General features: G+C 46.3%; 23 protein-coding genes. 13 read left to right on the top strand and 10 right to left on the bottom strand.

The window, feature by feature from the left end; all coding sequences use genetic code 11:
• Nucleotides 1-217: 217 nt before the first annotated feature.
• Complete coding sequence (locus BEB42_RS21460) at nucleotides 218-1,081, bottom strand: YicC/YloC family endoribonuclease (protein ID WP_000621336.1); 864 nt, start codon at nucleotides 1,079-1,081, stop codon at nucleotides 218-220.
• Between the two features lie 126 nt (nucleotides 1,082-1,207).
• Here BEB42_RS21460 and rph point away from each other — a divergent pair, with 126 nt between their 5' ends.
• The gene (gene rph, locus BEB42_RS21450) at nucleotides 1,208-1,924 is read left to right on the top strand and encodes a ribonuclease PH (protein WP_001247087.1); all 717 of its coding nucleotides are present in this window, start codon (nucleotides 1,208-1,210) and stop codon (nucleotides 1,922-1,924) included.
• 65 nt (nucleotides 1,925-1,989) lie between these two features.
• Nucleotides 1,990-2,631, top strand: coding sequence for an orotate phosphoribosyltransferase (pyrE, locus tag BEB42_RS21445; protein ID WP_000806158.1), 642 nt, complete (start codon nucleotides 1,990-1,992; stop codon nucleotides 2,629-2,631).
• Nucleotides 2,632-2,667: 36 nt separating this feature from the next.
• Here the strand turns inward: pyrE and slmA are convergent, their stop codons facing one another.
• The 3 genes from slmA to coaBC form a co-directional block, all read right to left on the bottom strand.
• On the bottom strand, nucleotides 2,668-3,264 hold the full coding sequence (gene slmA, locus BEB42_RS21440; RefSeq protein WP_000818601.1) for a nucleoid occlusion factor SlmA: 597 nt from the start codon (nucleotides 3,262-3,264) through the stop codon (nucleotides 2,668-2,670).
• Between the two features lie 106 nt (nucleotides 3,265-3,370).
• Nucleotides 3,371-3,829, bottom strand: coding sequence for a dUTP diphosphatase (gene dut, locus BEB42_RS21435; protein WP_000976064.1), 459 nt, complete (start codon nucleotides 3,827-3,829; stop codon nucleotides 3,371-3,373).
• A complete protein-coding gene (gene coaBC / locus BEB42_RS21430; protein ID WP_000050140.1) occupies nucleotides 3,807-5,027 on the bottom strand; it encodes a bifunctional phosphopantothenoylcysteine decarboxylase/phosphopantothenate--cysteine ligase CoaBC in 1,221 nt (406 codons plus the stop codon). Before coaBC ends, dut begins: the two co-directional genes overlap by 23 nt.
• 171 nt (nucleotides 5,028-5,198) lie before the next feature.
• Here coaBC and radC point away from each other — a divergent pair, with 171 nt between their 5' ends.
• The 4 genes from radC to mutM all read left to right on the top strand — a co-directional run bounded on the left by radC (nucleotide 5,199) and on the right by mutM (nucleotide 7,415).
• Entirely contained in the window at nucleotides 5,199-5,867 is a 669-nt protein-coding gene (gene radC / locus BEB42_RS21425; RefSeq protein ID WP_001297375.1) for a RadC family protein, read from the top strand.
• Between the two features lie 216 nt (nucleotides 5,868-6,083).
• Entirely contained in the window at nucleotides 6,084-6,320 is a 237-nt protein-coding gene (gene rpmB / locus BEB42_RS21420) for a 50S ribosomal protein L28 (RefSeq protein WP_000091955.1), read from the top strand.
• 20 nt (nucleotides 6,321-6,340) lie between these two features.
• Nucleotides 6,341-6,508, top strand: a complete 168-nt coding sequence (rpmG, locus tag BEB42_RS21415) for a 50S ribosomal protein L33 (protein WP_001051798.1) — start codon at nucleotides 6,341-6,343, stop codon at nucleotides 6,506-6,508.
• 97 nt (nucleotides 6,509-6,605) lie between these two features.
• Complete coding sequence (gene mutM, locus BEB42_RS21410; protein ID WP_001114549.1) at nucleotides 6,606-7,415, top strand: bifunctional DNA-formamidopyrimidine glycosylase/DNA-(apurinic or apyrimidinic site) lyase; 810 nt, start codon at nucleotides 6,606-6,608, stop codon at nucleotides 7,413-7,415.
• Between the two features lie 38 nt (nucleotides 7,416-7,453).
• Here the strand turns inward: mutM and coaD are convergent, their stop codons facing one another.
• Nucleotides 7,454-7,933, bottom strand: a complete 480-nt coding sequence (gene coaD / locus BEB42_RS21405) for a pantetheine-phosphate adenylyltransferase (RefSeq protein WP_001171862.1) — start codon at nucleotides 7,931-7,933, stop codon at nucleotides 7,454-7,456.
• Nucleotides 7,934-7,940: 7 nt separating this feature from the next.
• Complete coding sequence (waaA, locus tag BEB42_RS21400; RefSeq protein ID WP_000891553.1) at nucleotides 7,941-9,218, bottom strand: lipid IV(A) 3-deoxy-D-manno-octulosonic acid transferase; 1,278 nt, start codon at nucleotides 9,216-9,218, stop codon at nucleotides 7,941-7,943.
• A 412-nt stretch (nucleotides 9,219-9,630) separates the two neighbouring features.
• Here waaA and rfaQ point away from each other — a divergent pair, with 412 nt between their 5' ends.
• Genes rfaQ through BEB42_RS21365 form a run of 7 tightly spaced genes read left to right on the top strand, consistent with a single transcriptional unit; the run spans nucleotide 9,631 to nucleotide 16,572 of the window.
• A complete protein-coding gene (gene rfaQ / locus BEB42_RS21395) occupies nucleotides 9,631-10,689 on the top strand; it encodes a lipopolysaccharide core heptosyltransferase RfaQ (protein WP_000360405.1) in 1,059 nt (352 codons plus the stop codon).
• Complete coding sequence (locus BEB42_RS21390; RefSeq protein ID WP_105267551.1) at nucleotides 10,686-11,810, top strand: glycosyltransferase family 4 protein; 1,125 nt, start codon at nucleotides 10,686-10,688, stop codon at nucleotides 11,808-11,810. The genes rfaQ and BEB42_RS21390 overlap by 4 nt, the downstream gene beginning before the upstream one ends.
• Complete coding sequence (gene rfaP / locus BEB42_RS21385; RefSeq protein ID WP_001353571.1) at nucleotides 11,803-12,600, top strand: lipopolysaccharide core heptose(I) kinase RfaP; 798 nt, start codon at nucleotides 11,803-11,805, stop codon at nucleotides 12,598-12,600. Before BEB42_RS21390 ends, rfaP begins: the two co-directional genes overlap by 8 nt.
• A 42-nt stretch (nucleotides 12,601-12,642) precedes the next feature.
• Complete coding sequence (gene waaO / locus BEB42_RS21380; protein WP_000080624.1) at nucleotides 12,643-13,650, top strand: lipopolysaccharide 3-alpha-galactosyltransferase; 1,008 nt, start codon at nucleotides 12,643-12,645, stop codon at nucleotides 13,648-13,650.
• Between the two features lie 25 nt (nucleotides 13,651-13,675).
• Complete coding sequence (rfaY, locus tag BEB42_RS21375; protein WP_000639950.1) at nucleotides 13,676-14,383, top strand: lipopolysaccharide core heptose(II) kinase RfaY; 708 nt, start codon at nucleotides 13,676-13,678, stop codon at nucleotides 14,381-14,383.
• A gap of 24 nt (nucleotides 14,384-14,407) precedes the next feature.
• Nucleotides 14,408-15,421: a UDP-glucose--(galactosyl) LPS alpha1,2-glucosyltransferase gene (locus tag BEB42_RS21370; RefSeq protein ID WP_000346028.1), complete on the top strand. Its 1,014-nt coding sequence runs from the start codon at nucleotides 14,408-14,410 to the stop codon at nucleotides 15,419-15,421.
• An 8-nt stretch (nucleotides 15,422-15,429) separates the two neighbouring features.
• Nucleotides 15,430-16,572: a lipopolysaccharide N-acetylglucosaminyltransferase gene (locus BEB42_RS21365; protein ID WP_105267550.1), complete on the top strand. Its 1,143-nt coding sequence runs from the start codon at nucleotides 15,430-15,432 to the stop codon at nucleotides 16,570-16,572.
• Between the two features lie 35 nt (nucleotides 16,573-16,607).
• Here BEB42_RS21365 and rfaL read toward each other — a convergent pair whose 3' ends face one another.
• The 4 genes from rfaL to rfaD are packed head-to-tail and all read right to left on the bottom strand — an operon-like array spanning nucleotide 16,608 to nucleotide 20,797.
• A complete protein-coding gene (rfaL, locus tag BEB42_RS21360) occupies nucleotides 16,608-17,816 on the bottom strand; it encodes an O-antigen ligase RfaL (protein WP_000204738.1) in 1,209 nt (402 codons plus the stop codon).
• Nucleotides 17,813-18,805 (bottom strand): lipopolysaccharide heptosyltransferase RfaC, encoded by a 993-nt coding sequence (gene rfaC, locus BEB42_RS21355; protein WP_001264559.1) that lies wholly within the window; start codon nucleotides 18,803-18,805, stop codon nucleotides 17,813-17,815. Before rfaC ends, rfaL begins: the two co-directional genes overlap by 4 nt.
• 3 nt (nucleotides 18,806-18,808) lie before the next feature.
• Nucleotides 18,809-19,855: an ADP-heptose--LPS heptosyltransferase RfaF gene (gene rfaF / locus BEB42_RS21350; protein WP_105267549.1), complete on the bottom strand. Its 1,047-nt coding sequence runs from the start codon at nucleotides 19,853-19,855 to the stop codon at nucleotides 18,809-18,811.
• A gap of 9 nt (nucleotides 19,856-19,864) precedes the next feature.
• Nucleotides 19,865-20,797, bottom strand: a complete 933-nt coding sequence (gene rfaD / locus BEB42_RS21345) for an ADP-glyceromanno-heptose 6-epimerase (RefSeq protein ID WP_000587750.1) — start codon at nucleotides 20,795-20,797, stop codon at nucleotides 19,865-19,867.
• Nucleotides 20,798-21,021 lie beyond the last annotated feature (224 nt).

Here is a 21,021-nt window from a genome sequence, read left to right as displayed (position 1 = left end):
CGATTTGTGCGCATTGTCACGATTGAGATTTTTTAAGGTGAGAGGAAATTGATAATTTGTAGTTATGTGAAATTGTTATTTTCTGTAGTGTGAATGCATTATTCTGATTTCGTGATAAGTAAAATGCATTAGAAAAAGTATGGAGTAATTAAACGTGAGGACGAAACTATATGCGTAGCGCCGCTGTAATTTACAACGGCCTACGGAGATATGTTGTTTACTCAATATTCTGGATTTGCTCGCGCATCTGCTCGATCAACACTTTCAGCTCGATGGCAGAGTTTGTCACTTCGGCATTGATAGACTTCGAGGCCAGGGTGTTTGACTCGCGGTTGAACTCCTGCATCATAAAGTCCAGACGACGACCAACGGCTTCTTTTTTCTTCAGAATGTTGTAGGTCTCTTTAACATGCGCTTCGAGGCGGTCCAACTCTTCGGCAACGTCAATTCGTTGTGCCAGCAGAACCAACTCCTGCTCCAGACGGTTGTTTTCCAGTTGCACCTGGGCGTCTTCCAGCTTAGCCACCAGACGTTCACGCTGCCATTGCAGGATTTCCGGCATATGGGCGCGGACTTTGACCACTTCGGCGGTCACGCCTTCCAGACGCTGCTCGATCAATGCTTTCAGCGCCTGACCTTCGGTTTCGCGCGCGACGATAAAGTCATCCAGCGTACCATCCAGCGCCGCGAGAATTTCAGCAGCAATCGCGTCGAGATCCTGCTCCTGGGCTGCCATCACGCCTGGCCAACGGAGAATATCAACCGGGTTGATTTCCCCTTCGTCACTCTGCATTTTTACCCAGTTCGCGGCAGTTACCAGCTGTTTAGCCAGTTTTTCGTTGAGGATCAGCTCACCTTGCGCGCTAACATCTGGCTCATAGCGCAGGGTACATTCCACTTTACCGCGCGTCAGGCGAGAACGAATACGCTCGCGAACGACAGGTTCAAGGCTACGGAACTGCTCCGGCAGACGAAAGTAAGTTTCCAGATAACGCTGGTTTACCGAGCGCATTTCCCAGGTTGCGCTCCCCCATTCACCCTTGATTTCACGCCGGGCGTAGGCGGTCATACTGCGGATCATAGACGTTCCTGTTTATAAAAGGAGAGGTGGAAGGATTATAGCCATCGATGCCTTGTCAGGATAGGAATAACCGCCGGAAGTCCGTATAATGCGCAGCCACATTTGTTTCAAGCCGGAGATTTCAATATGCGTCCAGCAGGCCGTAGCAATAATCAGGTGCGTCCCGTTACCCTGACTCGTAACTATACAAAACATGCAGAAGGCTCGGTGCTGGTCGAATTTGGCGATACCAAAGTGTTGTGTACCGCCTCTATTGAAGAAGGCGTGCCGCGCTTCCTGAAAGGTCAGGGCCAGGGCTGGATCACCGCAGAATACGGTATGCTGCCGCGTTCTACTCATACCCGTAATGCCCGTGAAGCGGCGAAAGGTAAGCAGGGGGGACGCACAATGGAAATCCAGCGTCTGATCGCCCGTGCTCTTCGCGCGGCAGTAGATTTGAAAGCGCTGGGTGAGTTCACCATTACGCTGGACTGCGACGTGCTTCAGGCTGATGGTGGCACGCGTACCGCTTCTATCACCGGTGCTTGTGTTGCACTAGCCGATGCCCTGAATAAACTGGTTGAAAATGGCAAGCTGAAAACCAACCCGATGAAAGGGATGGTAGCCGCGGTTTCTGTCGGGATTGTGAACGGCGAAGCGGTTTGCGATCTGGAATACGTTGAAGACTCTGCCGCTGAAACGGACATGAACGTGGTGATGACCGAAGACGGGCGCATCATTGAAGTGCAGGGAACGGCAGAAGGCGAGCCGTTTACCCATGAAGAGCTACTCACCTTGTTGGCGCTGGCCCGAGGGGGAATCGAATCCATTGTAGCGACGCAGAAGGCGGCGCTGGCAAACTGATTTTTAAGGCGACTGATGAGTCGCCTTTTTTTTGTCTGTAGAAAAGTAAGATGAGGAGCGAAGGCATGAAACCATATCAGCGCCAGTTTATTGAATTTGCGCTTGGCAAGCAGGTGTTAAAGTTTGGCGAGTTTACGCTGAAGTCCGGGCGCAAAAGCCCCTATTTCTTCAACGCCGGGCTGTTTAATACCGGGCGCGATCTGGCACTGTTAGGCCGTTTTTACGCTGAAGCGTTAGTGGATTCCGGCATTAAGTTCGATCTGCTGTTTGGCCCTGCTTACAAAGGGATCCCAATTGCCACCACAACTGCTGTGGCGCTGGCGGAGCATCATGACCTGGATCTGCCGTACTGCTTTAACCGCAAAGAAGCAAAAGACCACGGTGAAGGCGGCAATCTGGTCGGTAGCGCGTTACAAGGACGCGTAATGCTGGTGGATGATGTGATCACCGCCGGAACGGCGATTCGTGAGTCGATGGAAATTATTCAGGCCAATGGCGCGACGCTTGCTGGCGTATTGATTTCGCTCGATCGTCAGGAGCGTGGTCGCGGCGAGATTTCGGCAATTCAGGAAGTTGAACGTGATTACAACTGCAAAGTGATCTCTATCATCACCCTGAAAGACTTGATTGCTTATCTGGAAGAGAAGCCAGAAATGGCGGAACATCTGGCGGCGGTTAAGGCCTATCGCGAAGAGTTCGGCGTTTAAAGAAACTCGCCGGATGAAAAGTCATCCGGCGTCATATTACTGCAACTGTGCAGCAATTAGCGGCCAGCGGGCGTCAAAGTCATCCGTCGGGCGGTATTTAAACTCGCTGCGGACAAAGCGTGACAGCATACCTTCACAGAAGGCCAGGATCTGGCTTGCCAGCAGTGTTTCATCGGTGGTGTAACCTTCACCCTCACGCATTCTCTTTTCACGCAATACCTGACGCAACTGCGCTTCAATACGCTCGAACAGTTGGTTGATGCGCCCTTGCAGGCGGTCTTGTTCAAACATCAGCGCATGCCCGGTAAGGATGCGGGTCAGGCCAGGATTACGCTCACCAAAACCGAGGAGCAACAACACGATCAGACGCAGGCGCGCTGTGGTGTCCTTCTCATCTTTCAGAATCAGATTGATGCGAGTAATCAGGCTATCTTCGATAAACTCAATCAGGCTATCGAACATGCGGGTCTTACTGGGGAAGTGGCGATACAGTGCCGCTTCGGAAACGCCGACAGAGGCGGCCAGTTTTGCCGTCGTGATACGTTGGCTTCCATCGCTGGATTCCAGCATCAGCGCCAGAGACTGAAGTATTTCTTCGCGACGGTTCCTTTTCGCAGTTTGTTTTTCTGCCATGTTACAAAATACCCCTGAAAATAAGCACTTGCCAGGCGGCACCCACGCTATGACCGCAAACGAAATGTTTGCGGCTATGTTATGACGTTATTCGGATGCGTATGTGTTACTGACGACCAGAGTGACCAAAGCCGCCTTCACCGCGGTCGGTGGCGTCGAAATCTTCCACCAGATTAAATTCAGCCTGTACTACCGGAACAAAAATCATTTGGGCGATACGTTCGCCAGGTTGAATGGTGAAGCTGTCCTGACCACGGTTCCACACAGAGATCATCAACTGGCCCTGATAGTCAGAATCGATCAATCCTACCAGGTTACCGAGCACGATACCGTGCTTATGTCCCAATCCGGAACGCGGCAGCATCATGGCTGCCAGTGAAGGATCGGCAATATGAATCGCCAGCCCGGTTGGAACCAGAGTAGTGGCACCCGGTGCCAGTTCTACGGCGTCGTCGAGACAGGCGCGCAGGTCAAGTCCGGCAGAGCCAGAGGTGGCATAAGTCGGGAGTGGAAATTCCTTCCCAACGCGCGGGTCCAGAATCTTAACGTCGATTTTTTTCATCATAACGGGTCACGATCTCGTCGAGTAATAATTGGCCAAGGAGCTCTTTTCGCTCAAGCGGTAAAACTTTATCTCCGTCCTGCCAGAAAAGGTGTAATGCGTTGCTGTCGCTGTTAAATCCTTGAGTTGGCTGGGAAACATCGTTCGCGCAGATCAGATCAAGGTTTTTACGGATACGTTTTTGCCGGGCGTATTCTTCCACATTATTTGTTTCGGCGGCAAATCCTACGACGTAGGGTCGATGGTCTTTTAGTGCGGCAACACCAGCGACGATATCGGGGTTTTTAACCATTTTTATTGTTAATTCATCACCCTGCGTGGCCTGCTTTTTGATTTTCTCTGGGGCCACTGTAGCGGCGCGATAATCGGCCACGGCGGCGCAACCGATAAAAATATTTTGCTGCTGTACAGAAGCATTTACGGCGGCTTCCATTTCCAGCGCAGTCATTACATCAACACGTTTAACAAACGGTGGCGTCGGTAGTGAAACCGGACCTGATACCAGCGTGACGTTCGCGCCACGACGGGCAGCGGCGGCGGCGATAGCAAACCCCATCTTGCCGGAGCTGTGATTAGAGATATAACGCACCGGGTCAAGCGGTTCACGCGTCGGACCGGCGGTAATCATAATGTTCAGATGTTTCAGGTCGTTGACGGGCGAAAAATGGGCTACCGCCATATCCACAATGGTTAACGGATCGAGCATTCGCCCTGGGCCGATATCACCACAAGCCTGACTGCCACTGTCTGGCCCCCAGATGAGCAAACCACGGGAAGCAAGCACCTCTAAATTATGCTGCGTGGCAGCGGCACGGTACATCTGCTGGTTCATGGCGGGGAGCACGGCTACAGGCGCAGGTGTAGCCAGGCAAATCGTCGATACCAGGTCATTCGCCATTCCGGCAGCAACACGGGCAATCAAATCTGCCGTGGCAGGGGCGAGAATCACTAAATCAGCCCATTTACCCAGCTCAATATGGCCCATAGCGGCTTCGGCTGCCGGGTCAAGCAGACTGTCGGAAACGGGATACCCCGAAACTGCCTGCAAGCTAAGTGGGGTAATAAAGGCTTTTGCCGCTTCGGTCATGGCTACGCGGACGTCGGCCCCGCGATCGCGCAAACGACGCACCAGTTCAGGGGTTTTATAGGCAGCAATACCGCCGCTGACGCCGAGAACGATTTTTTTACCGGCCAGGCTCATGATGATTTTTCCTGTTGGGTGACACCAGAAGTTGGCGATTTTATCACAATACTTTTGTTGTCGTGCCTTCACCTGAGAATCACTTTGCGAGGCGCTTTCCAGGATTGAAAACTGGCCGTCGATTTAACGGAACGGCTATGACAGGATGCGAGCACCACAAAGGAGGTGAAGGTGAAAAACAATGCACAGCTGTTGATGCCGCGCGAAAAAATGCTGAAGTTTGGTATTAGCGCCTTAACGGATGTCGAGCTGCTGGCGCTATTTCTGCGTACCGGAACGCGCGGTAAAGATGTATTAACCCTGGCAAAAGAGATGCTGGAGAATTTCGGCTCTCTTTATGGCTTGTTAACCTCTGAATATGAACAGTTTAGTGGCGTTCATGGAATTGGCGTGGCGAAATTTGCCCAGTTAAAGGGGATTGCTGAACTGGCGCGGCGTTACTACAACGTGCGGATGCGTGAAGAAAGCCCTTTACTCAGCCCGGAGATGACGAGGGAATTTTTACAAAGCCAGCTCACGGGCGAGGAGCGGGAGATCTTTATGGTGATCTTTCTCGACTCCCAACACAGGGTTATAACGCATAGCCGTCTTTTTTCCGGCACGCTAAACCATGTTGAAGTCCATCCTCGGGAAATTATCCGCGAAGCGATAAAAATAAACGCCTCGGCGCTGATCCTTGCACATAATCACCCTTCGGGTTGTGCTGAACCCAGTAAAGCGGATAAACTCATCACCGAACGGATAATAAAGAGTTGTCAGTTCATGGATTTACGCGTGCTCGACCATATCGTGATTGGGCGTGGAGAGTATGTTTCTTTTGCCGAACGCGGCTGGATTTAACCCGCTATGCGCGATCCTTCGGGATCTTTGTCTGTTCGGGACTTGAGCACATCGCTGAGTCAGCGTATACTACGCCACCTTTGAGAATCTCGGGTTTGGCATTTGGGCCTGGCAATCGAGAGTTCACATAGAACTGCGATGACCGGGCTGTAAAGCCTGACGAGGCGCCAATACCCCATACGAAGCTCGAGCTAATTTGATTTTTGGAGAATAGACATGTCCCGAGTCTGCCAAGTTACTGGCAAGCGTCCGGTGACCGGTAACAACCGTTCCCACGCACTGAACGCGACTAAACGCCGTTTCCTGCCGAACCTGCACTCTCACCGTTTCTGGGTTGAGAGCGAGAAGCGTTTTGTCACCCTGCGCGTATCTGCTAAAGGTATGCGTGTAATCGATAAAAAAGGCATCGATACAGTTCTGGCTGAACTGCGTGCCCGTGGCGAAAAGTACTAAGTACTTAGAGGAAATAAATCATGGCTAAAGGTATTCGTGAGAAAATCAAGCTGGTTTCTTCTGCTGGTACTGGTCACTTCTATACCACTACGAAGAACAAACGTACTAAGCCGGAAAAACTGGAACTGAAAAAATTCGATCCAGTTGTTCGCCAGCACGTGATCTACAAAGAAGCGAAAATCAAATAATTCTCGCTTTGATGTAACGAAAAACCTCGCTCCGGCGGGGTTTTTTGTTATCTGCTTGCCCCCATATTGACTGCATCTGTTCATTCCCGGAGATGCTATGCCTGAATTACCCGAAGTTGAAACCAGCCGACGCGGCATCGAACCGCATCTCGTTGGTGCAACCATTCTTCATGCGGTGGTGCGCAACGGTCGCTTGCGCTGGCCGGTTTCGGAAGAGATCTACCGTTTAAGCGACCAACCAGTGCTTAGCGTGCAGCGCCGGGCTAAATATCTGCTGCTGGAGCTGCCTGAGGGCTGGATTATCATTCATTTGGGGATGTCTGGCAGCCTGCGCATCCTTTCAGAAGAACTTCCTCCCGAAAAGCATGACCATGTTGATTTGGTGATGAGCAACGGCAAAGTACTGCGCTATACCGATCCGCGCCGTTTTGGTGCCTGGCTGTGGACCAAAGAGCTGGAAGGGCATAATGTGCTGGCCCACCTTGGACCGGAACCACTTAGCGACGATTTCAACGGTGAGTACCTGCATCAGAAGTGCGCGAAGAAAAAAACGGCGATTAAACCGTGGCTGATGGATAACAAGCTGGTGGTAGGCGTAGGGAATATCTATGCCAGCGAATCTCTGTTTGCGGCGGGGATCCATCCGGATCGGCTGGCGTCATCACTGTCACTGGCAGAGTGTGAATTGTTAGCTCGGGTGATTAAAGCGGTGTTGCTGCGTTCGATTGAGCAGGGCGGTACAACGCTGAAAGATTTTCTGCAAAGTGATGGTAAACCGGGCTATTTCGCTCAGGAATTGCAGGTCTACGGGCGAAAAGGTGAGCCGTGTCGGGTGTGTGGTACGCCGATTATGGCGACGAAACATGCACAACGGGCGACGTTTTATTGTCGGCAGTGCCAGAAGTAATTGATGCGCGCCGGATGGCATACCATCCGGCATAAACGCTACGCTAATTTTGCCATCAATGCCTGATGGACATTCTCTGGCAGGAAATGGGTGACATCGCCCTGATGCCGCGCCACCTCTTTCACCAACGATGAAGAGATAAACGACCACTCTTTCGAAGGCATCAGAAACACACTTTCCAGTTCCGGCATTAAGTGGCGATTCATATGCGCCAGCTGCATTTCATATTCAAAATCCGCCACCGCACGCAGGCCACGAATCAGCACCGTAGCGTGTTGATTACGGGCGAAGTTCGCCATCAAATCACTAAATCCGACTACTTCCACGTTTCCCAGATGCGCAGTTGCGTGCTGTGCCAACGCCACACGCTCTTCCAGAGTAAACATCGGTTTTTTACTGGGACTGGCGGCAATCGCCAGAATAACGTGATCGAACATTTGCGTGGCACGCGTCACGATATCGATATGACCATTGGTAATGGGATCGAAAGTACCCGGATAAATCGCCCGTTTTTGCATAACAACCTCAATGCGTTTTCGGTGGCAGGTAAGGTTCCAGAAGTTGAAGCAGACGCTGTAGCGCGCCCTGGTTTTGATACAGCACTTCAACGGCATGACGGCCATAGAAACTACGGTAATCTGCGTCGGTGAGTAAAGAGGAAACCTCTTTTGCAAGCGTAGTGGCATCGGTAACGGTAATCAGCCCGCTTGCCTGCTCCAGCCGCGCGCAAATGTCTTTAAAGTTAAAAGTATGCGGCCCCATCAATACCGGAATAGCGTGTGCGGCAGCTTCCAGCGGATTATGCCCACCACGTTCAACCAGTGAACCACCAACAAAGGCGAGATCGGCAATGCCGTACAGCAACATCAACTCGCCCATCGTATCGCCAACCACAACCTGCGTGCTGGTGGAGGGGACTTCCCCTGAAGAGCGTGTGATATAGCTTAGTCCAGCCTGGCGGACAAGGTTAATCGCATCCGGGAAGCGTTCCGGGTGGCGTGGTACCAGGATGAGCAATAAGTTCGGGAACTGCTGTAATAGCGCCTGATGTGCGGCAATGACCACACTCTCTTCACCTTCGTGAGTGCTGGTGGCAATCCATACCGGGCGATGAGGTGCCCACTGGCGGCGCAGCGTTACTGCTTTGGCAGCCAACTGCGGCGTGACAGAGATATCGAATTTCAGGCTACCAGTGATGGTCACCTGATTATTTTTTGCACCCAGCGCCACAAAACGTGCACCATCTTCTTCATTTTGGGCGGCAATCAGCGTAATTCGACGTAGCAAGCGACGGACGAATTTGCCCAGTTTGGCATAACCTGCGGCAGAGCGTGCAGAGAGTCGCGCGTTAGCGATCACCAACGGAATTTTACGTTTATGTAGCGCCGCAATCAGGTTAGGCCATAGCTCGGTTTCCATAATCAACACCAGTTTGGGGTCGACTTTATTCAGGAAACGATTAAGCGCATCGGGTAGATCGTAAGGCAGATAAACGTGCTGAACATCCTTACCGAACGCAGATTGTACGCGTTCCGAACCGGTTGGCGTCATGGTGGTGACGGTAATCGGTAAATCAGGATAACGATGACGCAGCGCGCGCACCAATGGGATCGCCGCCAGCGTTTCACCAACGGAGACGGAGTGCAGCATAATGCCGCCTGGTTTTAGCGGATGGCGGTAAAAACCGTAACGTTCACCCCAGCGTTTTCGATAGGCCGGAGCCTTACGTCCGCGCACCCAGAGCCGTATCCAGATCAGCGGCTGAATAAGGTAGAGAAGGGCGGTGTAAAGCAATTCGAGCATAGTAAATAGCTGACTTATGGATGTGCTGGGGATTCTATGTATTTAGCTGTGGCTTTACCATTACTTTTCCCGTTTTTGACTTAAATAGCAATTTACCCGCCAATTCTTGCTGAACATCTATACTTTTTTTGTATTTTTATGCGATTCATTGATTTCCGCAGTACGTGCAGTAAGGAATCGCGGAGCAACAGTGAAAGAATATTGTTGCTAATGATTTTATTTGATTGATTTCTTTATTGAAAAACAACGATGTGCTTAAAAATCATTCGGATCGGATTGCCGCGAAAGAAGTGATACACTAGCGCGTCAATATCAGTACGGTATCAGTATTCAGGTAGCTGTTGAGCCTGGGGCGGTAGCGTGCTTTTTCTGCTTCACCTTAATCGGATAATCTCAACAAAAAGAGTTACTTGTGGATAAGCCATTTCGAAGAATTTTGCTCATTAAGATGCGTTTTCATGGGGATATGTTATTAACTACTCCCGTCATTAGTTCGCTGAAAAAAAATTACCCTGACGCAAAAATCGATGTGCTGCTTTATCAGGACACCATCCCGATCCTATCTGAAAATCCAGAGATTAACGCGCTCTACGGCATAAAAAATAAAAAAGCAAAAGCTTCAGAAAAAATTGCCAACTTTTTTCATCTCATCAAGGTATTACGTGCCAATAAGTATGACCTTATCGTTAATCTTACCGATCAATGGATGGTTGCTATACTGGTTCGCTTATTAAATGCCCGTGTGAAAATTTCCCAGGATTATCATCATCGGCAGTCTGCTTTTTGGCGTAAAAGCTTCACCCATCTGGTGCCGTTGCAGGGTGGAAATGTGGTGGAAAGTAACTTATCCGTGCTGACGCCATTGGGACTTGAATCGTTGGTGAAGCAGACAACCATGAGTTACCCGCCTGCAAGCTGGAAACGTATGCGTCGCGAACTTGATCACGCAGGTGTTGGACAAAATTATGTGGTTATCCAACCTACGGCGCGGCAAATCTTCAAATGCTGGGACAACGGCAAGTTTTCCGCTGTGATTGATGCCTTACATACACGTGGCTATGAAGTCGTTCTGACGTCCGGCCCGGATAAAGACGATCTGGCCTGCGTCAATGAAATTGCGCAGGGATGCCAGACGCCACCAGTAACGGCGTTGGCCGGAAAGGTAACCTTCCCGGAACTTGGTGCGTTAATCGATCATGCGCAGCTGTTTATTGGCGTTGATTCCGCACCGGCGCACATTGCCGCTGCAGTTAATACGCCGCTGATATCGCTGTTTGGTGCAACAGACCATATTTTCTGGCGTCCCTGGTCAAATAACATGATTCAATTCTGGGCGGGAGATTACCGGGAAATGCCAACACGCGATCAGCGTGACCGAAATGAGATGTATCTTTCGGTTATTCCGGCGGCAGATGTCATTGCTGCTGTTGATAAATTATTGCCATCCTCCACGACAGGTACGTCGTTATGATCGTTGCTTTCTGTTTATATAAATATTTTCCCTTTGGCGGTTTGCAACGCGATTTTATGCGTATTGCTCAGACAGTCGCCGCCCGAGGTCATCATGTTCGGGTTTATGCCCAGTCGTGGGAAGGCGAATGCCCTGATATATTTGAACTGATCAAAGTGCCGGTTAAATCGCATACCAATCACGGGCGCAATGCGGAGTATTTTGCCTGGGTGCAAAAACATTTACGTGAACATCCCGTCGATAGAGTCGTTGGATTCAACAAAATGCCGGGGCTGGACGTTTATTATGCCGCTGATGTTTGTTATGCCGAGAAAGTAGCGCAGGAGAAAGGCTTTTTCTATCGCCTGTCGTCACGTTATCGCCATTATGCCGCCTTTGAGCGGGCAACCTTCGAACAGGGCAAGCCGACACAGCTGCTGATGCTGACGGACAAGCAAATCGCCGATTTCCAGAAACATTATCAGACTGAAGCGGAGCGTTTTCATATTCTGCCACCGGGGATTTATCCTGATCGTAAATATAGCCAGCAGCCAGCCAATAGCCGTGAAATCTTCCGTAAGAAGAATGGAATAACCGAACAACAATATTTATTGTTGCAGGTCGGTTCAGACTTCACGCGTAAAGGTGTTGATCGTTCCATTGAAGCACTTGCTTCATTACCGGATTCGCTGCGCCACAACACATTGCTATATGTTGTTGGGCAGGATAAACCGCGAAAATTTGAGGCGCTGGCAGAAAAACGCGGCGTGCGCAGTAATGTTCACTTCTTCTCTGGGCGTAACGATGTCTCGGAATTAATGGCGGCGGCGGATTTATTACTGCATCCTGCCTATCAGGAAGCGGCTGGAATTGTGCTGCTGGAAGCGATTACTGCAGGATTACCGGTTCTAACAACTGCTGTTTGTGGTTATGCGCATTATATTGTTGACGCTAATTGCGGCGAGGCTATTGCTGAGCCGTTCCGCCAGGAAACATTGAATGAGTTTTTACGCAAAGCGTTAACGCAATCTTCATTGCGCCAGGCCTGGGCTGAAAATGCGCGACATTATGCTGATACACAAGATTTATACAGTCTGCCAGAGAAAGCGGCGGATATCATAACGGGTGGTCTGGATGGTTGAACTGAAAGAGCCGTTTGCCACGTTATGGCGCGGTAAAGATCCTTTTGAGGAGGTTAAAACCTTGCAGGGTGAGGTATTTCGTGAACTGGAAACTCGCCGCACTCTGCGCTTTGAAATGGCGGGCAAAAGCTATTTTCTCAAATGGCATCGCGGCACGACCCTGAAAGAGATAATCAAAAATTTACTCTCATTGCGGATGCCAGTATTAGGCGCAGACCGCGAATGGAATGCGATTCATCGGCTGCGGGATGTCGGCGTTGATACTATGTATGGGGTGGCATTCGGCGAAAAAGGCATTAATCCGCTGACCAGAACCTCGTTTATTATAACCGAAGATCTGACACCAACCATCAGTCTGGAAGATTACTGTGCTGACTGGGCGACTAACCCTCCAGATGTTCGCGTAAAGCGTATGCTTATTAAGCGTGTCGCGACGATGGTGCGCGATATGCATGCTGCGGGCATTAACCACCGTGACTGTTATATCTGTCATTTCCTGCTGCACTTGCCTTTTTCTGGTAGGGAAGAGGAGTTAAAAATTTCGGTAATTGACCTGCACCGGGCGCAGCTTCGCACGCGCGTTCCACGTCGTTGGCGCGATAAAGATCTTATTGGGCTTTATTTTTCTTCGATGAATATTGGCCTGACTCAGCGGGATATCTGGCGGTTCATGAAGGTGTATTTTGCTGCCCCGCTTAAAGACATTCTCAAGCAGGAACAAGGGCTGCTGTCGCAAGCAGAAGCAAAAGCCACAAAAATCAGGGAAAGAACGATTCGAAAATCGTTGTAACCCGTAACTTATTTTTGCCAAAAATTTGGATACAGAGTAAATATGTCTCAACTCAATGATAGTGACATCATCCTTTTTGAGTATAATTTTCATTATAAGAATATAAGATCTAAAAATACTCTTGATATAGCATTTGGAATTGATAGAAATTTTCTTTTTGGATGTGGTGTAGCCATTGCATCTATTCTATTAAACAATAGCGAAATCTCTTGTGAATTTCATGTTTTCACAGATTATATCAGTGATAAAGACAAGTTATATTTTTCCGATTTAGCAAAACAATATAATTCAAGAATTAATATTTATGTTATCAATTGTGATAAGCTGAAGTCATTACCAAGCACGAAAAACTGGACTTACGCAACATATTTTCGATTTATAATTGCAGATTATTTCTATAGTAAACATGAAAAAATACTATATCTTGATGCAGATATTGCTTGCAAGGGTAGTATTAAAGAACTCTTAGATTATCAATTTTCTACTAATGAAATTGCCGCAGTTGTAGCTGAAAGAGATGTTGAATGGTGGCAGAATCGAGCCTCGATACTAACTACACCGCAATTAGCTTCTGGATATTTTAATGCTGGTTTTTTGCTGATAAATATTGTTGAGTGGAATCGAAATAACATTTCGTCAAAAGCTATTGAAATGTTGCGTGATCCAGATTGGGTAAGTAAAATCACCCACCTTGATCAAGATGTCCTGAATGTATTATTGAATGGTAAAGTCAAATTTATATCAGAAAAATATAATACCCGATATAGTATTAACTATGAATTAAAAGACAAGGTTGATAATCCAGTCAATGATGACACTGTGTTCATACACTATGTAGGGCCTACAAAACCCTGGCATGAGTGGGCTGATTATCCTGTGTCACGTAGTTTTTTGATCGCCAAAGCTGCTTCTCCGTGGTGTAAAGAAGATTTACTTAAACCTGTAAATAGCAATCAGTATCGGTATTGCGCAAAACATAAATTTAAACAAAAGCATTATATAGCAAGCATTCTTAATTATTTAAAATATTATAAAGAAAAATGCTTCTAAATATTTAAGGTTAAAATACTTCATCATGATATATAATAAAACGATAAATGGGTTGAAAGTTCTCATAAAAGATAATGATCCCTTTTACGAGCAAGTTCTGAATGACTTTTTAACTTGTAGGATTAAAACATTAAAAGTTTTTCGTTCTATTGATGATACTAAAGTCATTCTTATTGACACTGCTCGCGGACCTCTTGTGCTTAAAGTTTATGCGCCAAAGCATAAAATGGCCGAACGTTTCTTAAAATCTTGTGTCAAAAAAGATTATTATGAGAACTTAATTTATCAAACTGATCGGGTACGTGGTGAGGGCATCCAATCAATTAATGACTATTTTTTACTTGCTGAACGTAAAACATTAAATTTCTCACATTATTATATTATGCTCATTGAGTATATTGAAGGTGTGGGGTTAAATGAGTATTCGGAAATTTCAGAAGATCTGAAGCATCAATTATCAGAATCGATTAAAGAGTTGCATCAGCATGGAATGGTGTCTGGCGATCCTCATAAAGGAAATTTTATAGTATCCGAAAAAGGATTAAGACTAATAGACCTTTCAGGTAAAAAAACAACCGCAGTTTTAAAAGCGAAAGATCGTATTGATCTCGAACGGCACTATAATATAAAAAATGAATTGAAAGACTTTGGCTATACATACCTTGTATTCAAAAAGAAAATTAAAAAAGCAATCAGGGATGTAAAAATCAAGCTGGGATTGAAGAACAAATAATATTTATGATGAAGGGTAACTAAATTGGATTTTAAACATCTTACTCGATTTAAAGATATAATTGAACTGGACAAACGCCCTGTTAAAATTGAAGAACGGGAAACGTTCAATGTCTCATGGGGTATTGATGAGAACTACCAGATTGGGGCTGCGATTTCAATTGCTTCAATTCTTGAAAATAATAAAGAAAACAACTTCACCTTTCACGTAATCGCTGATTACTTAGACAAAGAGTATATTGAATTATTATCACAATTAGCAACGAAATATCGAACGGTTATTAAATTATATCATATTGATTCTGAGCCACTGAAAGCGTTACCTCAATCAAATATCTGGCCAGTATCTATTTATTATCGTTTGCTTTCATTTGATTATTTTTCTTCGCGATTAGATTCATTATTATATCTTGATGCTGATATTGTCTGTAAGGGTTCATTAAATGAGTTACTGGAATTAGAATTTAAAGATGAATATGGTGCTGTAGTAATTGATGTTGATGCTATGCAAAGTAAAAGTGCTGAGCGTTTGTGTAATGGGGATTTTAACGGTAGCTATTTTAACTCTGGTGTAATGTATATTAATTTACGAGAATGGTTAAAACAAAGACTAACGGAGAAATTCTTTGATCTATTATCAGATGAGTCAATTATCAAAAAATTAAAGTACCCGGATCAAGATATTTTAAACTTAATGTTTCTACATCATGCTAAAATATTACCAAGAAAATATAATTGTATTTATACTATAAAATCAGAATTTGAAGAAAAAAATAGCGAATATTATACCCGTTTTATTAATGATGAAACTGTCTTCATACATTACACTGGTGTAACTAAGCCATGGCATGATTGGGCGAACTATGCATCGGCAGATTATTTTCGTAATATTTATAATATATCTCCATGGAGAAATATACCTTATAAAAAAGCTGTTAAAAAACATGAGTATAAAGAAAAATATAAGCACTTGCTTTACCAGAAAAAATTTCTTGATGGTGTTTTTACAGCAATTAAATATAATGTTATGAAAGGTTAATATTCGAGATGGTTGATAAAATAATATTTACAGTTACTCCTATTTTTTCAATTCCTCCTCGCGGAGCGGCCGCTGTTGAAACGTGGATGTATCAGGTTGCTCAGCGTACCAATTTCCCAAATCGTATTGTTTGTATCAAGAATCCAGGATACTCAAATTACACCTTTGTTAATGATAATTGTAGTATTCATAGGGTTGGATTCAGTCGCATATATAAGCGGTTATTTCAAAAATGGACAAGACTTGATCCTCTTCCATATTCACAGAGAATATTGAATATTGCCCATGATTTTCCTATAACGAAAGAAAGTGTTATTATAGTTCATAATAGCATGAAGCTATACACTCAAATTCGTAAGCGAGCACCTCAGGCAAGAGTGGTTATACATATGCATAATGCATTTGAACCAAAATTGCTTGAGCAAAATGTTAAAATGATAGTGCCTAGTTTATACTTGAAAAAGTATTACCAATCTTATTTAGCAAATGCAGATATTGAGATTGTACCAAATGGAATTGATTTAGAAACCTATCAATCTACTTTTCAGCCGATCACTAGAAGCGAACTTAGTATCTCCCCTGAAGAGAAAATTATTTTTTATGCTGGGCGTATCGTCCCTGACAAAGGCATATTACTGTTGATGCAATCATTCGAAAAATTGGCCGCTGCTCACAAAAATTTAAAATTAGTTGTGATTGGTGATTATACAGAAATGAGTAAAAGTGACAAAGGTGCATATCAACACAATGTCAGGGAAATTGCAAAACGTTTGAAGGATCGTTGCATTATGTTAGGAAGCATACCGCCTGAAAAGATGCATTGTTATTACCCACTGGCAGATTTAGTTGTCATTCCTTCCCAGTTCCAGGAACCATTTTGCATGGTGGCAATTGAAGCTATGGGGGCTGGTAAGCCTGTTTTAGTGAGTACGCGTGGGGGGATGACGGAATTTGTCAAAGAAAATACTACGGGATTCCATTTAAAAGAACCTATGTCTGCAGACTCTATAAGCAGCGATATTTTAAAAACGTTAGCGAATCCTGAATTAACAGCAGTTGCAAAGCAAGGTCAGGATTTTGTGTTTGATCACTACAGTTGGGATGGCGTAACTCAAAGATTTGAAGAGGTCATTCATAATTGGTTTGAATAAATAAAAAGGCCGCATTATGCAGCCTTTTTTATTTTTTACTTGTTTTTCATTGCTAATAATAAGCCGGCGTAAACGCCTAATAAATTTGGTTCAATTTGTTCTACGTTTCCACGGATAACAAAATAACCTATAAAAGATAGTAAGATTATATAATATGCATTATATGGTGAGCGGTTTTTATTCTGGACGCTATTTTTTATACACTCTTTCAATATTGCGCAGTATAGCATCATAAGACTTATCAGCCCTAATAAACCAGTGCCAAACCAGATGAATAGCGCAAAATTATGTGGCCCTATCGATTGTCTAAAGGTCCATTCTGGATAATCAACGACACGTTTATTATAGACATCTTTATATGCAACGTTACCGTAACCGTAACCAATAACAGGATTTTCTAATATTAGATCGAGTGCGCTGCCTTGAGTACCATTTGCATAGCGATAAGAACTATTAGTTTGTTGAAGTTTATACGTTAGATTTGCGGTCATCTCCTTATGTGTGAAAATAACCGATAATGCAATGATGGAAACCATTACTCCTACTAATAGTAACTTCCATTGTTTAAACATCAGAATCCATATTAATCCAATGACTAACACGGAAAGCCAGGCTCCTCTGGATAAAGTTCCTAATATCAGAAAAATAAAAATAACGCTTAGAACCGCAAAAGAAATGCGGTATTTTGCTGATTTGATAAGCCAGAGATTTAACAATGCAGGAAATAAAAAGACCATCGAGTCAGAAATGCTACGGTGTCTATAATCTGCAAATGGCATTACCCCTTGTTGATAGTCCTTATAATAGGCAATCAATTCAGAAAAACAACGTAAGCCCAACGCACTTATAAATGAGAAGAAAACGATTTTTTCGACATCTTCTCTTTTCTCGTCTCTCAATATGACCGGTATTGCTATTGTGCACAGTAAAGTATTCTCAATGATAGCTTTGAAAATTTCCTTCATGCTAGCACCTGCATCTGGGGATTGAAGAAGTGATAGCAATGCAGCAATAGTTAATATGGCAACACTACCAAAAAGACATGTTTTAAATAGTGAAAGATAGTGTTTTGGCCGTTTGCAGAGATAGACGATTGTCGTTATTGTCATAAGAATAACAATAAGATGTTTATACCTTGTAATCCCACCCAAAAAATAGGTGGTAATGAATAAGAATACGAGAGCTCTGTTCCAGTACGCTATCCAGTTTTTTTTCTCGAGAGAGAAAAATAATGTTGAGGTCATCTTATCTCCGATATCAACTTATTGGTTATTATTTCAAGATTTAAATTTTGAAAAACGGTTTGAGCTGGCAAATCTGCAAGAGACATACTTGTAGAACGACACTCTACTTGATTCTTCCCATACCCACCAATTAATCCCGGATCGGTAGGTCCATAAACCGTGATATTGGGTCTATCCAGTGCCGCCGTTAAATGGCTTAACCCCGTATCCACCGACACCACAAATTTAGCCCCGGCCAGCACGCGGGCAACGCCTTCCAGACTCATCTTCGGCAATACTTCAACATAAGCAAATCCTTCCGCCAGTCGTTTCGCCCGTTCTTCCTCATGCGGCGCGCCCCACGGAAGTTTAATCCGTATTCCTGAATCAGCCAGTAAACCAATCAATTCTCGCCAGTGTTCTTCCGGCCAGTGTTTATCATCTCGGGTTGTTGCATGAAGAAATACGGCATATTCGCCAGCATCTGTAGGCAGGTTCGTCAGGAAATGCTGTGCGATAGCATAATCGCCCTGAGTCTGCGGTTTGCTATAGCCCAGACTTTTGGCAAACAGTTCGCGGGTGCGTTCTACGGCGTGCTGCTGTTTTGCAATATGATGTTTACGATTGTAAAACAGGCTGGCTAAAGGTTCGCGAGCGGTTTGCCAGTCCATTCCATGCTTTACGCCATGCGCCAGACGCGTCACCAGCGCCGCGCTTTTTACCAGCCCCTGAGCGTCGATAATTGCGTCATAGTTCTCTGCTTGTAGCGCTTCACGAAACGCTTTCCGTTCAGCTTTTATGGGGGCCGAGAACCAGGCTTTACGCCAGCGACGTATTGCCACAGGAATAACTCGCTCAACGGCGGCGTGCCAGGAAGGAATTTGTGCGAACCCTTCTTCCACCACCCAGTCAAACTTAATCCCCGGGATTGCCTGCTGGGCATCAGTGAGTGCGGGCAACGTATGGAGAACATCGCCCATCGACGATGTTTTAACGATCAAAACCCGCATCCGTCAGGCTTCCTCTTGTAACAATAGCGCGTTGAGTTCTTCCAGTACGCGCTGGGGAGTAATGTCGATCAAACTCTGGTGATAACCCTCCGCAGCATCACCTTTACGCACTTTGTGATAGCCGGTAATCAGGCGGATCACACGCGCTTTATGGGATAGCGGCGGTGTGAAGTCCGGGCTACTCGGACCATACAGGGCAACCAGCGGACGATTGAGCGCCGCCGCAACGTGCATCAGGCCAGAATCGTTAGTGACAATGGCTTTACAGGCTGCAATCAGGATAACTGCTTGATCAAGCTGTGTTTCCCCCGCCAGGTTCCGGCACCATGCCTGCTGCTCGGTATTCAAAGCGGCAAGAATCTCATTGCCCGCTTCATGATCTTTCGCCGAGCCAAACAGAACCACCTGATAACCTTCATCAATCAGCTGCTTTGCCAGCTCTGCATAATGGTAGTGTGGCCAGCGTTTCGCCGGACCAAACTCCGCGCCCGGGCAAAAGCCAATCATCGGACGTTCTGATGAGAGCGAAAATTGATTACAGGTATATGATTTTTCACCTTCGCTCACCTGCAACTGCGGCCATAACAATGGCTGCGGCAGATCTTGTGCGGTACGCATAATGCCTTTGTCATAGGCCAGCGCGACATAGCGTTCCACCATTAGCGGCCAGGCTTCTTTATCGAGCACGCGTACATCGTTAAGTAAACCGTAGCGCATCTCGCCGCGCCAGCCGGTGCGATGAGGAATACCCGCGAAGAAAGGCACTAATGCGGACTTGAAGGAGTTGGGTAAGACGTAGGCGCGGTCGTAGCGCTTTTCACGCAGATTATGACCCAGTTTGCGGCGTTCGCCGATTTCCAGCGCTCCGTGACCGAGAGGCATAGGGATAGCTTCGTTAACTTCCGGCATCCGCGATAACAATGGACGGCACCATGCCGGTGCCATCACGTCGATTATCGCCTGGGGATAGCGCGCCTGGAGCGTGCGATAGAGACTTTGCGACATCATCATGTCGCCAACCCAAGACGGGCCGATCACCAGTATTTTCATGCAGAGCTCTTATGCGTCGCGATTCAGCCAGGCCATGTATTCCGTTACACCTTCAGCAACGGTTTTGAACGGTTTGTCGTAACCCGCCGCGCGCAGATTCGTCAGATCTGCCTGAGTGAACGCCTGATAGCGGCCTTTCAGTTTATCCGGGAACGGAATGTATTCGATCTGGCCTTTCTTGTGATAAGCAAGCGTAGCATCTGCTACTGCCTGGAAGGATTCTGCACGACCGGTGCCGAGGTTGAAGATGCCGGAAACGCCATTTTCCAGGAACCACAGATTCACATCAGCCACGTCGCCCACATAGACGAAGTCACGTTTGAAGTTCTCGCTACCTTCGAACAGCTTCGGTGATTCACCGTTGTTAAGCTGAGTGTTGAGATGGAAAGCGACGCTCGCCATGCTGCCTTTATGGCCTTCACGCGGTCCATAAACGTTGAAATAGCGGAAGCCAACAATCTGTGAGTTTGCTTCTGGCAGGATTTGGCGAACATATTCATCAAACAGGAATTTTGAGTAACCGTAGACGTTCAACGGTTTTTCGTACTCGCGGGATTCAATAAAGTCGGAGGTGCGACCGCCGTAAGTGGCCGCGGAAGAGGCATACAGGAACGGGATTTCGCGTTCCAGACAGTAGTGCAGCAGCTCTTTGGAGTATTGATAGTTGTTATCCATCATATACTTGCCATCCCACTCGGTGGTGGAAGAGCACGCGCCTTCGTGGAAAATCGCTTCGACATCGCCGAACTCTTCGCCAGCCATAATCTGGATCAGGAAGTCTTCCTTATCCATATAGTCCGCGATATCCAGATCGACCAGGTTCACAAACTTGGTGCCGTCTTTCAGGTTGTCCACCACCAGAATATCGGTGATGCCTTTATCATTCAGGGCCTTAACGATGTTGCTGCCGATAAAGCCCGCGCCGCCGGTAACGATGATCATAACTGTAACCTTCGAATTATGGAGTCAGAGACAATCTCAGACACGAATGTCTGTAATCATACCATCACATCCGAATCCCTTCAGCCCTTTACATAAAGATGCAAGGATGCTAATTGCAACAAACTAGTTTTAGTTTTAGCGAGTCCTTCATGGCGGATGTTGGTTTTGCACGTGAATAGTGCTTTAGTATCAATATTCCGATGTTTGATAAATAACTGAAGCAT

Source organism: Escherichia sp. MOD1-EC5990, assembly GCF_002965285.1.
Taxonomy (GTDB): Bacteria; Pseudomonadota; Gammaproteobacteria; order Enterobacterales; family Enterobacteriaceae; genus Escherichia; species Escherichia coli_F.
Note: the sequence above shows the minus strand (reverse complement) of the source record. Positions and strands in the feature narration are given on the sequence as shown.